This is a genomic window from Paenarthrobacter sp. NPDC089322, from assembly GCF_040684895.1.
Taxonomy (GTDB): domain Bacteria; phylum Actinomycetota; class Actinomycetes; order Actinomycetales; family Micrococcaceae; genus Arthrobacter.
In genome coordinates this window covers 1-12,491 of the sequence record NZ_JBFBGW010000004.1, presented here as the reverse complement: position 1 = coordinate 12,491, position 12,491 = coordinate 1, and the positions used below count along the sequence as shown (strand labels likewise).

General features: G+C 63.4%; 11 protein-coding genes and 1 rRNA gene. 6 read left to right on the top strand and 6 right to left on the bottom strand.

Annotated elements, in window-relative coordinates:
* The 4 genes from AB0N65_RS05740 to AB0N65_RS05725 are packed head-to-tail and all read left to right on the top strand — an operon-like array spanning window position 1 to window position 4,341.
* Window positions 1–1,002 (top strand): ABC transporter permease, encoded by a 1,002-nt coding sequence (locus AB0N65_RS05740; protein WP_364158911.1) that lies wholly within the window; start codon window positions 1–3, stop codon window positions 1,000–1,002.
* Entirely contained in the window at window positions 999–2,069 is a 1,071-nt protein-coding gene (locus AB0N65_RS05735) for an ABC transporter ATP-binding protein (RefSeq protein WP_364158909.1), read from the top strand. Before AB0N65_RS05740 ends, AB0N65_RS05735 begins: the two co-directional genes overlap by 4 nt.
* Before the next feature lie 8 nt (window positions 2,070–2,077).
* Window positions 2,078–3,100, top strand: coding sequence for an ABC transporter ATP-binding protein (locus tag AB0N65_RS05730; RefSeq protein ID WP_364158906.1), 1,023 nt, complete (start codon window positions 2,078–2,080; stop codon window positions 3,098–3,100).
* 23 nt (window positions 3,101–3,123) lie between these two features.
* Window positions 3,124–4,341 carry an amidohydrolase family protein gene (locus tag AB0N65_RS05725; RefSeq protein ID WP_364158903.1) on the top strand — a complete coding sequence of 406 codons (1,218 nt, stop codon included), beginning with the start codon at window positions 3,124–3,126 and terminating at the stop codon, window positions 4,339–4,341.
* Between the two features lie 73 nt (window positions 4,342–4,414).
* Here the strand turns inward: AB0N65_RS05725 and AB0N65_RS05720 are convergent, their stop codons facing one another.
* The 3 genes from AB0N65_RS05720 to AB0N65_RS05710 all read right to left on the bottom strand — a co-directional run bounded on the left by AB0N65_RS05720 (window position 4,415) and on the right by AB0N65_RS05710 (window position 7,902).
* The gene (locus tag AB0N65_RS05720; RefSeq protein WP_364158900.1) at window positions 4,415–4,903 is read right to left on the bottom strand and encodes a pyridoxamine 5'-phosphate oxidase family protein; all 489 of its coding nucleotides are present in this window, start codon (window positions 4,901–4,903) and stop codon (window positions 4,415–4,417) included.
* 87 nt (window positions 4,904–4,990) lie between these two features.
* Window positions 4,991–6,289, bottom strand: coding sequence for an MFS transporter (locus AB0N65_RS05715; RefSeq protein WP_364158897.1), 1,299 nt, complete (start codon window positions 6,287–6,289; stop codon window positions 4,991–4,993).
* A 167-nt stretch (window positions 6,290–6,456) separates the two neighbouring features.
* Window positions 6,457–7,902: an FAD-linked oxidase C-terminal domain-containing protein gene (locus AB0N65_RS05710; RefSeq protein ID WP_364159574.1), complete on the bottom strand. Its 1,446-nt coding sequence runs from the start codon at window positions 7,900–7,902 to the stop codon at window positions 6,457–6,459.
* Window positions 7,903–8,232: 330 nt separating this feature from the next.
* On the opposite strand from AB0N65_RS05710, the gene AB0N65_RS05705 reads away from it, so the two are divergent.
* Both AB0N65_RS05705 and AB0N65_RS05700 read left to right on the top strand, forming a co-directional pair.
* A complete protein-coding gene (locus AB0N65_RS05705; RefSeq protein WP_364158895.1) occupies window positions 8,233–9,972 on the top strand; it encodes a glycoside hydrolase family 13 protein in 1,740 nt (579 codons plus the stop codon).
* Between the two features lie 20 nt (window positions 9,973–9,992).
* A complete protein-coding gene (locus AB0N65_RS05700; RefSeq protein ID WP_364158893.1) occupies window positions 9,993–11,012 on the top strand; it encodes a LacI family DNA-binding transcriptional regulator in 1,020 nt (339 codons plus the stop codon).
* A 12-nt stretch (window positions 11,013–11,024) separates the two neighbouring features.
* Here the strand turns inward: AB0N65_RS05700 and AB0N65_RS05695 are convergent, their stop codons facing one another.
* From AB0N65_RS05695 to rrf, 3 genes are all read right to left on the bottom strand, one after another.
* Window positions 11,025–11,546, bottom strand: coding sequence for an N-acetyltransferase (locus AB0N65_RS05695; protein ID WP_364158890.1), 522 nt, complete (start codon window positions 11,544–11,546; stop codon window positions 11,025–11,027).
* A complete protein-coding gene (locus AB0N65_RS05690) occupies window positions 11,539–12,033 on the bottom strand; it encodes an SRPBCC domain-containing protein (RefSeq protein ID WP_364158887.1) in 495 nt (164 codons plus the stop codon). Before AB0N65_RS05690 ends, AB0N65_RS05695 begins: the two co-directional genes overlap by 8 nt.
* 181 nt (window positions 12,034–12,214) lie before the next feature.
* Window positions 12,215–12,331 (bottom strand): 5S ribosomal RNA (rrf, locus tag AB0N65_RS05685).
* Window positions 12,332–12,491 lie beyond the last annotated feature (160 nt).

Genomic DNA, 12,491 nt, shown 5'->3' with positions numbered 1-12,491 from the left:
ATGTTGACTTTCATTCTTCGCAGGACCGGATCGTTGGTCCTGCTGCTCACCGCCGTCAGTTTCATCACCTTCACGCTCTTCCAGCTCGGCCCATCAGATCCCGCCGCTGCCGCTTGTGGACAGGAGTGCACACCCGAACGCGTAGCCGAGGCCCGTGTAGCGCTTGGAATGGACCAGCCCTTCTTTGTTCAGTACGCCGACTACATGCGAGGGCTTTTCTCATCCAGGATGATCGGCGCCCCCGGTGCCCAGACCCTGTGCGAGTGGCCTTGCCTGGGGAAGTCGTTCCAGACCAACGAGAACGTCGCCGACATCATCGGCCGTTCGCTCCCGTACACCTTCTCCATGGCCATCGGTGCGCTGGTGCTGTGGACCATCTCCGGTGTGGGGCTCGGCCTCCTGGCCGCGCTCCGCAAAGGTTCGCCCGTGGACAAGTTCATTGTGGGCGCTGCGTCCGTAGGCGTTTCGCTGCCCATCCCTGTCACCGGCCTGTTCCTTCTGCTCCTCTTCGTCAACCAGCTGCACCTGCTGCCCTTCACCACCAATGAGATCAACAGCCCCTTCGGCCCCCAGGGCCCTGGAGCGTGGGTAGCCAACTACCTCCTGCCATGGATCGCACTGGCCGTACTCTTCAGTGCCTCATACATCCGGGTCACGCGGACCAACATGATCGAGACATTCGGCGAGGACTTCATCCGGACTGCCCGTGCCAAGGGACTGGCACCCCGGACCGTCACTTTCAAACACGGCGTCCGTGCCGGCATCACACCGGTGGTGACCATGCTTGGCATGGACATCGGCCTGCTGCTGGGCGGTGCGGTCCTGACCGAGCAGATTTTCTCCGTTCCCGGACTGGGCTTCACCGCGGTCCATGCGGCCATCTCCGGAGACCTTCCCGTGACCATGGCCATCACCATGCTCGCTGCTTTCTTCGTCGTCGTCGCCAACGTCCTGGTCGACCTCGCCTACGCCGCCATCGATCCCCGAGTGAGGCTCCAATGACCCACGCACCACTGGCTCCCGAATCACTGACCAGTCCGGCCGGCATCGACGTCGAGCACGCAGCCGGCAGCGCTTTCCTGGATGTCCGCAACCTGTCCGTGAAGTTCCCTACAGACGATGGCCTGGTGTCCGCCGTCAACGGCATGGACTTCGTTCTGGAGAGGGGCCGGACGCTGGGCATCGTTGGCGAGTCCGGCTCTGGAAAGTCGGTCACAAGCCAAGTACTCATGGGACTCCTGAAAGGCACCTCTGCACAGGTCACCGGGCAGGCGATGTTCCAAGGCAAGGACCTGGTAGCGCTTCCTGAGTCCGCCATGCGGCAATTGCGCGGGCGCAACATCGGAATGATCTTCCAGGATCCGCTCTCCGCCCTGCACCCCTTCTACACTGTGGGACACCAGATCGCCGAGGCATACCTGGTCCATAACAACGCCAGCAGGAAGCAGGCCAGGGCGGCGGCCGTCGACATGCTGGGAAGGGTGGGAATCCCCAGTCCAGGACAGCGGTTCGACGAGTACCCGCACCACTTCTCCGGCGGGATGCGCCAGCGGGCCATGATCGCCATGGCGTTGATTTGCGAGCCGGAGCTGCTGATCGCAGACGAGCCCACAACCGCACTGGATGTCACAGTCCAGGCGCAGATCCTGGATCTCATGGCTGAACTGCAGCAGGAAACCAACTCGGCCCTCATCCTGATTACGCACGATCTCGGCGTGGTGGCCGAAGTTTGCGATGACGTACTGGTCATGTACGGCGGTCAGTGCGTGGAGTCCGGTCCGGTGGACGAGATCTTCTACGACACGCGGCACCCCTATACCTTGGGGCTACTCAACTCGATGCCAACCTTGACCACCGCCTCAAGCGAGCTGAACCCCATACCCGGCCAGCCGCCGTCGCTCCTTGACCTGCCCAAGGGCTGCATCTTCAGCGCGAGGTGCCAATACGCCGAGCTAGCCGGTAACGGTGTCTGCGCCAAGCAACGTCCCGAATTCACGGTCGAGGCAGGTCATGGCAAGCGCTGCCATCTAAGCGGCCCACAGCTCCTCACCATCCGTACTTCCCGTTAGGACCCGCCATGGACAGTCAGCCAATTCTCCAGGTGGAGAACCTTCAGAAACATTTCCCGCTCAAAGGCGGTCTGCTGCCGGGTGCCGCCAAGCGTTCCGTCAAAGCCGTCGACGGCGTGACGTTCAGTCTGGCGCGAGGCCGGACTTTGGGGCTGGTCGGCGAGTCGGGGTGCGGTAAGTCGACCACTGGACGAATGGTGGCCCGGCTCATGGACCCGACCGGCGGTCGCATCCTCGTAGACGGCGAAGACATCAGCCGGTTGCGTGGAAGGGACCTCTACAACTTCCGTCGCAAGGTCCAGATGATCTTCCAGGATCCTTTCGCGTCCTTGAATCCGCGCCAAACTGTGGGCACGGCCATCGCCGCTCCAATGGTTGCGCAGAAAATCAACCCGCCTGGTGGGTTGAAGAACCGCGTCAAGGAACTCCTGGACCAAGTAGGCCTCAAGCCCGAACACTACAACCGGTTCCCGCACGAGTTCTCGGGCGGTCAGCGCCAACGGGTCGGCATCGCCCGGGCCATCTCCTTGAACCCGTCCGTGATTGTGTGCGACGAACCCGTTTCCGCCCTGGACGTTTCAGTCCAAGCGCAGGTGGTGAACCTGTTGCAGCAGATACAACGCGATACCGGGGTCTCCTACATTTTCATCGCACACGACCTCTCCGTGGTCCGGCATATCTCGCATGACGTGGCCGTGATGTACCTGGGAAAGATCGTGGAACAAGGTCCTCGTGATGCCTTGTTCAATGAGCCCCGGCATCCATACACCAAGGCACTGCTCTCTGCCGTGCCGCTACCAGACCCGAGGGCAGCCCGCGAACAGGTCAAGATCCGGCTCCGTGGAGACCTGCCTTCGCCGGCTAATCCGCCGAGCGGCTGTGTCTTCCGGACCCGTTGCCCGCTGATCGCCACGCTTCCCGAAGAGCAGCGCCAGCGGTGCCTGAACGAAATTCCTGTACCCGCCACGCCTTCCGCCCCCGCCTGCCACCACCCCGGGGTGGCCGCCCAAGCGTTGGCGGGTGTGCAATAGACCCACGATCGAAGGAGAACACCTTGAACACCCTGATCCGTGCCGCCCGTCCCTGGGGGCAATCCCTGAGCGACGTCACGCTTACGGGCGGCGAGATCACCGCCGTCGAACCCCATGACCCGGGTCGGGCGGTCCCGGACGGGACCGCCGTCCTGGACGGCCGCAACCGCCTGCTGCTGCCGTCCTTCTCGGATGTCCACGTGCACTTGGACTCCACCCGGATCGGCCTGCCCTTCCGGGAACATACGGGCGGCCCCGGCGTCTGGGCCATGATGATGAACGATCGGCAGAACTGGCGCAAGGCCGAGGTTCCCCTGCAGGATCGGGTCAACGACACCTTGGGCCGAATGATCGCACGGGGTACCACCCGGGTGCGTTCCTACGCCCAAGTGGACGTGGATTGCCGGCTGGAACGCTTCGAAGCGGTGGCTGCTGCCAAGGACCGCTTTTCCGGCCAGGCCTCCGTTGACATCATCGCCTTCCCGCAGGCCGGGTTGTTGTTGGAAGCGGGCACGGTGGAGCTCATGGAGGAGGCGCTGAAGGCCGGTGCCAACGTGATGGGCGGAATCGACCCGTGCTCCCTCGACCGGGATCCTGCCAGGCACTTGGACATCGTCTTTGGCTTGGCCGAGAAGTACCAGGTTCCGATCGACATCCACCTCCACGAGCCGGGCGAGCTCGGCGTCTTCAGTACGGACCTCGTCTTGGAAAGGACCCGGGCCTTGGGGATGCAGGGCAAAGTCACCATGTCACACGCCTACCAATTGGGAAGCGTCAACGAGGCCACCACGCGCAGGATCATTGATGCGTTCGCTGAACTGGACGTCTCCCTCGCATCCGTGGCTCCGGCTGCTGCCGGTCAGCTGCCGATCCCGCTCCTCACCGAAGCGGGGGTTCGGCTGGGCTTGGGCGAGGATGGCCAGCGCGACTACTGGTCCCCCTATGGCAACACAGACATGCTGGACCGCACCTGGCAACTGGCCTTCACGCACGGTTTCCGCAAGGACGAGCTGATCGAGCACTGCCTTGCGATCGCCACCATCGGTGGCGCAAGCATCCTTGACCCGCGCGCGACGCGGCTCAAAGACACCGCCCATCGTCCCGGCGTCGAAGTGGGTGACCCTGCTGAGTTGCTCCTGGTCGACGGGGAAACCGTGGCTTCCACGGTTATGGACCGCGGTAAGGACCGGACTGTGATCCATGCAGGAAAGGTCGTCGCCGAGCAACTGGAGCTCGTCTAACCCCTGCAGAAGCCGCCCTTGTTCGACCGTCCTCCTGCGATTGGTCGAACAAGGGCGGTTTGTGCGTTAAGCGTTACTCTCCTCGTGCCGTGGGCGCATCGTCCAACGGCGTCCACCACGTCACCGGGGGCGTCACCTTAAAGCGGCGGCCGGACACATCGCTCGGAGTGATCCTGATGAACTGGTCCTTCTGCCCGGCTTCCCAGGGGAACAACAGGAGGCCAATGGTGTCCAGAACGTCCTGTGTCAGCTGCACTGCGGACGCCTGCCCCTTCACGACGACGCTCCAGGCCACCCCGGTTTCCGCATTGACACCGTCGGCTTCGATGGCCACGGGTGCGTCACTCAGGGCAGCGTGGAGCTTGGTGCCCTCTCCCGTGCGGAAAACCATGGTTCCGTGGTCCACTTTGTAATTCACAGGGAAGATGTCCGGGTGGTCGTCCACCCACACGGCGAGCCTGCCCACGGAAACTCCGCGGAGCAACTTCCAGCATTCGTTGGTTTCCAGAATCTCCGTTGCAGGAGTGTCCTGCGCGTTCGTCCCGCTAGCTGAGTTGGTCATACCGCCGAGGATACGCCGGGCGGCGCCCCGCGGAACAGGGGACGCATGCCTCTCCGCCCGGATTAGCCTTTGTCTTGGACGGGAGGATCAGCGAACAAGCTCCGGACGACTCCGTGGTCCGGACTGAGCGTCCGTGGATTCAAGGCTCACCAACGGCCCACGGATGGCAAGGAAGCCCGCCGCCGCCAGGACCAGTGCCTCCGCGGCCAAGGCCAGGAAGGTCGCTTCCCAGCCGCCTGTCCACGTACGCAGCACGCCGGCCGCCAGTGGACCGAGAGACGCCAAGGCGAAACCCAAGCCCTGGCTCATGGCTGAGAGCCTCCCCGCCGATTCGGGCCCTGCCGAACGGATCACCACCAGCGCCATGCCAAGCCCAAAACCGGCGCTCTGGACTATTCCCAGCACACCGACCATGGCGAAATGAAGCCCGGCCGGCGATACCAGGACGCCCACCAGGGCCAGCGCGACGGAGACCCCCAGGCCGGGAGCGAGTACCCGAAGGACCTTCGGGCGGCTTGCCAGAACCGGAGCCATCAGGCTGGCGGGAAGCCCCGCCAGGCTGAACCATGCCAGCAACGCAGCAGCATCCGCCGTGGAGTGACCCTTGGATGTGAGGAACACGGCCAACCAGGACGTGATGGCGAAGTACAACATGGCCTGCAGTCCAAAGAACGCGGTGACGGCCCACGCCGTACGTTGCTTTCTGAGGGGACTCGCCTTGGCAACAGACAACGACGGCGGCGCTTCAGCCAGCGTCGTCCCGCTCAGGAGCGCTGTGGGCGGAGGGGCTGTGGGCGGAGGCGTCCGGCCACAGCCCGTCTGAGGTTCAGCGCGGAGGATGAGGATTGCACCCAGCAACGCAGGCATGGCCCAGACCGCCAGGGCAAAGGCCAGGCTGCCGCCCAAGGCCTGTTCAAGCGGCTGGACCAAGCCTGCACCCAGGGCGGCACCGAGCCCAAAGCCCATGGTGCATAGCCCCGTCCACCAGCCCGTCCCTCGATTCGCTTTGACTATCCGGGGAACCAGAACGCTCGCGGTCATAATGGCCATACCCGCCACGAACGTGCCGGGCAGGAGAAGCGCAGGCACCGTCGCTCGGACAATGAGGGCTGCCGTGAGGACCACCATGGCAAGTGCTACCGCCCTGCCGGTCCCATGTCGCTGAGCCAGCCACGGTCCGATCGGCCCTGAAACGCCGAAAGCCAGCACCGGCAAGGTCCCCAGCAATGGAAGCAACGCAGGATCCAGATCGAAGGCTCCGTGCAGCTGGTTCATGACACCGGCGATGGTCGTGATGGCAGGCCTTAGATTCACGGATACCAGGACCAACGCCAGCAATACCAGCCCCGAACTGCCCGTGCCACGCTTCCAGGCCCTACGATCCACCGTTACCCCACTCTTTTCATTTGGTATACCAAGTAACAATAGATTAGGCATGACACGGTTGTAAATTGTGATCAGGCGGCAGCGTGTAGATCAATTGGAATACCAGATGAGATGACGTGGCCTAAACCCAGGAGCGGGAGCCTGCAACGACAGGGCAGGCCCGGAAGCTAGATGGCCTTCCCCGGGTTCAGGATCCCTGCGGGATCAAACAGTTCCTTGATCCTCCGCTGCAACTCACGCACAGGTTCGGGCTGCTCCAAGCCGAGCCATCGCAGCTTGTACTGCCCCACGCCGTGCTCGCCCGTGATGGTCCCGCCCATCTCCAGGCCGACCCGAATAGATTCGTCCAGTGCAGCATTAAGCCTCATCAGGGCGCCGGCGTCGGTGGCAGGGTCCACACGGTCCATCCAGAACGTGGGATGCAGGTTGCCGTCGCCGGCGTGGGCTACCACCTTGAGGCGTACATTGAAGCGGGCGGCCATCGCCTCAAGTTCGGCAACGAAGTCCACCAGCCGCGAGCGCGGAACGGCGATATCCTCGCCCACCCGGAATTCGTCGTCGACCTCCACGCCGCGGCTGTTGCGCCGCAGTTCCACGAGCATTTCCGCTTCTTCGCTGGCTTCCATGGTGACGGTGGCCCCACCATCGGCCAGGACCTGCCGGACCACGGCGGCCTCGGCAGCTGCGCCAAAGCCGTCTGTCTGGATGAGCAGCAACGACTTCCCCCGGGTTTGCAGGTCCGAGCCGTTAAGTTCGTCCAGCTGCACCAAAGTACCGTTGTCGAGCAACTCCATGATGGCCGGCTGTACCCGGGCCTTGCCTACCGCCAGCACGCCGGCAGCCGCTGATCGGAAGTCCTTATAGAACGCTGCAATGGTATGCACTTCGCGGGGGAGGTATTTCAGGCGGACGGTGACACCCACCACGATTCCCAGCGTCCCCTCGGAGCCGACCAGAAGGGCAGTCAGGTCGTAGCCCGCCACGCCCTTGAATGTCTGATGGCCTGTATGCAGGAGCGATCCATCTGCCAGGACCACGTCCAGGGCCAGAACGGAATCGCGTGTCACTCCATACTTGGCACAGCGGAGCCCGCCGGCATTCGTTGCTACGTTTCCACCGATCGTTGAGATCTTGTAGCTCGCCGGGTCCGGAGCGTACATCAATCCGTATTCGGCTGCGGCCGCGTTCAGTTCCGCGTTGATGACACCAGGTTCGACGACGGCGGTCTCGTCGTCCGGGTTGAGGTCCAGGATGCGGTTCATCCGCTCGAGGCTCAACACGATGCACCCACGGGTGGCGTGCGCACCGCCCGAAACACCAGTCCCCGCTCCCCTGGAGACGATCGGCACCCGATACGTGGCGCATTGACGGACGATTACCTGGACGTCTTCCACTGACTCAGCCCAGACGACGGCGAGGGGCAAGTGCCGTTCAAGCAGGGGACCTTGGTCCGCCGAGTAGGTGGTGCGGGTGGCTTCATCCTCGGCGATTTGGCCGATCCGAAGCCCTGCCGCGAGTTCGTCGAGGAACCTGCGCTGCTGAGCGTTTGGCTGCCCTTCATCCTGGTGGCCGACTGTGCGGCTTTCGATGCTTTCCTGTGTTGTTCCGGCCATGGCCGTTTCGTCCGACAAGGTGGTCCCTTCACATGAGCACCACGGACACGCCAAACCGGCAGTCTTCGCAGTGTTTTCAGTGCTCACAGTCTAGCCAGCGGCCTGAAACCCAGCCGTCCTTGGACAGCAGGTTTTATTTGGCACGGCAGAGCTAAATCCCTTGTGCCTGCAGCACGGTTGAGGGAGGTTCCCTGTCATCTGCAAGCGTTTCCATCATGTATATCGCGGCACATCCTGGACGGTAGGCCGCATTCTCAATATCCAGCCAGGCGCAGGGTTTAGAAAATGTAAGCGCTTCCATTCGAGAGCGGGTTCTCCTACGATGTGTTCATGTCCGTTGATTCATTGCTCTCAGCTGAGGCTTCTGTTCCCGCTGCTGCATTCGCCGTCGTAACCCCTGTCCATGAGGCGTCCTCCGCATATGGATGGTGGCGCTCGGCAGTCATCTACCAGATCTATCCACGGTCCTTCCGCGACCTCAACGGCGATGGCATCGGCGATCTCGCAGGAATCACGGCCGAGCTTGCGCAGCTCGCGGAGCTGGGTGTGGATGCTGTGTGGTTGTCGCCGTTTTACCGTTCACCCCAGCGCGATGCGGGCTATGACGTGAGCGACTACTGCGATGTCGATCCCCTCTTTGGTACGCTCGCAGACTTCGACGCCCTCATCGCCGAGGCCAACCGCCTCAGCCTCCGCGTCATTGCAGACCTGGTCCCCAACCACTCATCCGACCAGCACGCCGCGTTCCAAGCGGCACTCGCGGCACCTGCCGACAGCCCTGAGCGGGACATGTTTGTCTTCCGCGACGGCCGGGGAATCGACGGCATGGAACCGCCCAACAACTGGCAATCGCACTTTGGCGGTCCCGCTTGGACGCGGATCACGGAGCCGGATGGCCGGCCCGGACAGTGGTACCTGCACCTCTTCGATTCGTCACAGCCTGACTTCAACTGGGACAACCCCGCGGTCCATGCCGAGTTTGAGAGGGTACTGCGCTTCTGGCTCGACCGCGGTATCTCCGGGTTCCGCGTGGACGTGGCCCACGCTTTGGTGAAAGCTGCAGGCCTTCCCGACTGGGGCGGCCGGGCCGACGGCAACAGCTCGGAAGGCTTCCCCGGGCATGAGGCGCCCATGTTCGGCCAGCCCGCCCTGCACGATATCTACCGCGGCTGGCGGGCACTCCTGGAGGAGTACGGCCCGGACCGCATCCTGTGCGCCGAGGCCAATGTCGATCCCCTGCCCCGGCTCGCCCAGTGGGTTCGTCCCGATGAGATGCACCAAGCCTTCAACTTCCCCTACCTTCATGCAGGCCTGGACATGCACCGGCTCCGCCACATCATTACGGAATCACTGGTGGCTCTCGACGCCGTCGGTGCACCCAGCACGTGGGTTCTTTCCAACCACGACGTCGTGCGGCACGCCTCCCGCTTCGGGTACGACGGGCCGGGGCCCCGTGACGGGGACGGGATAGGCCCTGACGACCTCCAACCAGACGAGCAACTAGGACGACGGCGGGCTGCCGCGGCGACGATGTTCATGCTCGGCCTGCCCGGAGGTGCTTACCTGTACCAAGGTGAAGAGCTGGGTTTGCCCGACTCCACGAACATTCCTGCCGAAATGCGCCAAGACCCGACGTTTGCCCGTACAGGCGGAGCCAGGATCGGCCGGGACGGCTGCCGCGTGCCGCTGCCGTGGCGCTCCTCGGAACCGAATGCCGGGTTTGGGTCCGGCGCCGACCCTTGGCTCCCGCTGCCCGAGTCCTGGACCACCTTGGCGAGGGACAAGCAACAGGCCGATCCGTCGTCGCACCTTAACCTCTACCGGCAGATGCTGGACCAGCGCGCCATGCGCCGGCTGGGGCAGGGCTCCCTGGCGTGGGTGGAGGACTACTGCACGGAATCCTCGCTCGCGTACCTCAACGGCGAAACCTTGGTCATCATGAACATCGGGAGCAAGCCGATACCGCTGCCGTACGGCAGTGTCATCCTCCGCAGCGCACCGGATGTGGCCGACCCGCGGAGTGCCCATCCATTAGGCTCAGGTGAGAGCATCTGGCTCAGCACCAGCTAATTTCTTACCCGAGGAGCGGCATGACCGGCATCAAGGACGTCGCCGAGCGCGCAGGGCTCTCCGTTGCCACCGTTTCCCGCGCCCTCAGCGGCAAAGGCCATGTCTCCCCGGGAAGCCGGGAACGCGCACGGGCTGCCGCCGCCGAGCTTGGCTTTGTGCTGTCCTACCATGCCTCGAGCCTGGCATCCGGCAGGACGCACAATGTCGGCCTCGTTGTACCCTCAGTCCATCGCTGGTTCTACTCAGCCGTGATCGAGGGCGCCTCCGCGGCACTGCTCGAAGCAGGTTATGACCTGACCCTGTACAACATCGGTGAGGATCCCCGGCATAGGCACAGCGTCTTCAACGACTTCCTGCTCCGGAAGCGTGTTGATGCGGTCATCGCTGTATCGTTGGAGCTGAGCGAGGCAGAAATGCAGCAGCTTCTGGCCGTCCACCGTCCCATTGTTGGCATCGGCGGTCCGCTGCCAGGGGCATCAACCATCCGGATCGACGAGACCGCGATCGCGCAGAAGGCCACCAACCATCTCCTTGGGCTGGGGCACACGAAGATCGCCCACATCACCGGAGACGCGGCCTACGAGCAGGACTTCAAATTGCCGGGAACCCGGCGCAGTGGTTTCGAGAAAGCCATGAACGACGCCGGGTGCGCGCTCCGGCCCGAATGGATCGTTTCCGCGGACTTCACTACTGAGGGTGCATATTCCGCTGCGCGGCAGCTTTTGGCCGGCACGCCTGAACGGCCCACCGCAGTGTTTGCAGCCTCCGACGAGATGGCAATCGGGACCATTCTCGCTGCACGGGACTTCGGGCTACGGATACCTGACGATCTTTCGGTGATCGGCATCGACGGACACGACCTCGGCAATGTCATGGGCCTCACCACCATCGACCAGGACGCCAAGGGGCAGGGAGCCATCGCTGTACGAACGCTCCTTGGCGCCATCAACAACGGCTTGGTCATGGAACCCACGGACGCCGAACATCCCACCAAGCTCGTTGTCAGGTCCAGCACTGCAGTGCCCCGGCTGACCGATTAGGGCATCAAGCAGCTAGCTCAGGCGCCGTTCCATCACGAGTTCCCGCTTGGACGTGTCCTGCGGATAGGGTCGGCTGGCACCCGTAGCGTCGAATCCCTGCCTCTTGTAAAAGGCCAATGCCCTTGTGTTGTCCTCATGCACCCCCAACTCCAGGATCCTGGCACCCAGATCTGTCCGGGCTGCCACGCAGGCTTCGCGGAGCAACTCGTCTGCCAGCCCCAACCCACGGTGTTCCGGAGCGACGTACACACTGATGAGCATCGCTTGCCGTGGTTTGTGGGTATCCTGGGGCTGCTTCACGGCCACTCTCATCAATGCGCAGAACGCTGAACCTTCCGTCCCGCCGTCCGCCACCAAGGTGATGCTCGAATCCCCTGTCATTGCGGCAGCACGCGCTTGCCATTGGGCATCGGTTTGCCGGCGTGCAGCTTCCAGGCTTTCGACGTACGCCATAGGAGTATCGGCAAGCATCTCCAGGCGCACATTCTTCAGGAGTCGCCAGTCCGCAGGGTCCAGCCGTCGGATTCTAGGCAACGGCTCCGCCCATGAATCGAACATAACGCTCCAGCACGCGGGGCCAGCCCTCCGCATACGACGCACGGCTGGCCGCAGGATCCTCAGCGCCTTCCCAGCCATCGTGCACCAAGCGCACCTCTGTCCCGTCCTCCACGGCACGGAAGGAAACGCGCAGCTCAGTAGACCAGAGGGGTGTGCTCGCGGGGTACCAACTGGCATGGAAGGACAACGGCGGTTGCCAATCGTCGATGGTTCCCCAAACCGAGGTACGGCCATCCTCTGCGGTCTCCAGGATCAGGTTTTCTTCGAACTCCACGTGGGAGCCGGCTCCGAACACGCTCTCCTCCGCAAGCGGCCACCAGAGGTGCGGGTGGTCCGTGAAGCCCATGAAGGCGTGGGACACAGTGCTGGGAACCACTACGGTGACAACCAGCGGCTCAAGGCCATCAGTGTCTGCCTGCGAGGGTCCAGGCTCCGAATCGGGGTGGCTGAAAAGACTGTCCATGAGCACCAACTCTACCTGCGTCCCCTTGGTTGTTAGGCCCGCTCTGCGCCCTGTTGTTTGCTTTTTGGGGGCGCACACCGGGCCCCGCCACCCACCGACCCTTTGCCCCCGTTGGCTCTGCGTTCATGGGTTAAATGGGTGGAGCCCCGACCGTCATGGTCGGGGCTCCCCCTGAATGTGTGTCCGGCGGTGTCCTACTCTCCCACACCCTCCCGGGTGCAGTACCATCGGCGCTGTGGGTCTTAGCTTCCGGGTTCGGAATGGGACCGGGCGTTTCCCCCACGCTATGACCGCCGTAACTTTGTTACCCGGCCCGGGCCCCCGGGTGTGGGGGTGGGTGGGAAGTCTGTGGTTACAACGTGTTCCCTGGTTTGGGGAACTGTGGTGTTGTTATTCAGTTGTGTTGTGTTCCCGGGGGTTGTTGGTTGGGAACCACATAGTGGACGCGTGCAGTGTGT

Bases quoted from the DNA above. Each gene is read 5' to 3' on its own strand.
- AB0N65_RS05740 (WP_364158911.1), top strand. From the start codon at position 1: ATGTTGACTTTCATTCTTCGCAGGACCGGATCGTTGGTCCTGCTGCTC.
- AB0N65_RS05735 (WP_364158909.1), top strand. From the start codon at position 999: ATGACCCACGCACCACTGGCTCCCGAATCACTGACCAGTCCGGCCGGC.
- AB0N65_RS05730 (WP_364158906.1), top strand. From the start codon at position 2,078: ATGGACAGTCAGCCAATTCTCCAGGTGGAGAACCTTCAGAAACATTTC.
- AB0N65_RS05720 (WP_364158900.1), bottom strand. From the start codon at position 4,903: ATGACCAACTCAGCTAGCGGGACGAACGCGCAGGACACTCCTGCAACG.
- AB0N65_RS05710 (WP_364159574.1), bottom strand. From the start codon at position 7,902: ATGGCCGGAACAACACAGGAAAGCATCGAAAGCCGCACAGTCGGCCAC.
- AB0N65_RS05705 (WP_364158895.1), top strand. From the start codon at position 8,233: ATGTCCGTTGATTCATTGCTCTCAGCTGAGGCTTCTGTTCCCGCTGCT.
- AB0N65_RS05700 (WP_364158893.1), top strand. From the start codon at position 9,993: ATGACCGGCATCAAGGACGTCGCCGAGCGCGCAGGGCTCTCCGTTGCC.
- AB0N65_RS05690 (WP_364158887.1), bottom strand. From the start codon at position 12,033: ATGGACAGTCTTTTCAGCCACCCCGATTCGGAGCCTGGACCCTCGCAG.